Below are 428 nucleotides of genomic sequence, written 5' to 3'. Positions count from 1 at the left end.
CCCTTGAGTACCAGGCGCAGATTGCCGAGCAGATGCAGCGCCATGCGGTGGCGCGCAATTTCCGCCGCGCGGCGGAGCTTATCGCCATTCCTGACGAGCGCATTCTGGCTATCTATAACGCGCTGCGCCCGTTCCGCTCCTCGCAGGCGGAGCTGCTGGCGATCGCCGACGAGCTGGAGCACACCTGGCATGCGACAGTGAATGCCGCCTTTGTCCGGGAGTCGGCGGAAGTGTATCAGCAGCGGCATAAGCTGCGTAAAGGAAGCTAAGCGGAGGTCAGCATGCCGTTAATAGCCGGGATTGATATCGGCAACGCCACCACCGAGGTGGCGCTGGCGTCCGACGACCCGCAGGCGAGGGCGTTTGTTGCCAGCGGGATCGTCGCGACGACGGGCATGAAAGGGACGCGGGACAATATCGCCGGGACC

2 protein-coding genes are annotated in these 428 nt (G+C 64.0%); both read left to right on the top strand.

What is annotated here, in order from left to right; genetic code table 11:
- Positions 1–269, top strand: a 269-nt coding sequence (locus IM317_RS23720) for a diol dehydratase small subunit (RefSeq protein ID WP_227010987.1), incomplete at its 5' end; no start/stop codon positions are given.
- 12 nt (positions 270–281) lie between these two features.
- On the top strand, positions 282–428 hold a 147-nt coding region (locus IM317_RS23715; RefSeq protein ID WP_193362554.1), incomplete at its 3' end, for a hypothetical protein.

The sequence above is a fragment of the Enterobacter cloacae complex sp. S3 genome (assembly GCF_014930495.1).
Taxonomy (GTDB): Bacteria; Pseudomonadota; Gammaproteobacteria; order Enterobacterales; family Enterobacteriaceae; genus Enterobacter; species Enterobacter asburiae_B.
This window is presented reverse-complemented; position numbering and strand designations above follow the sequence as displayed.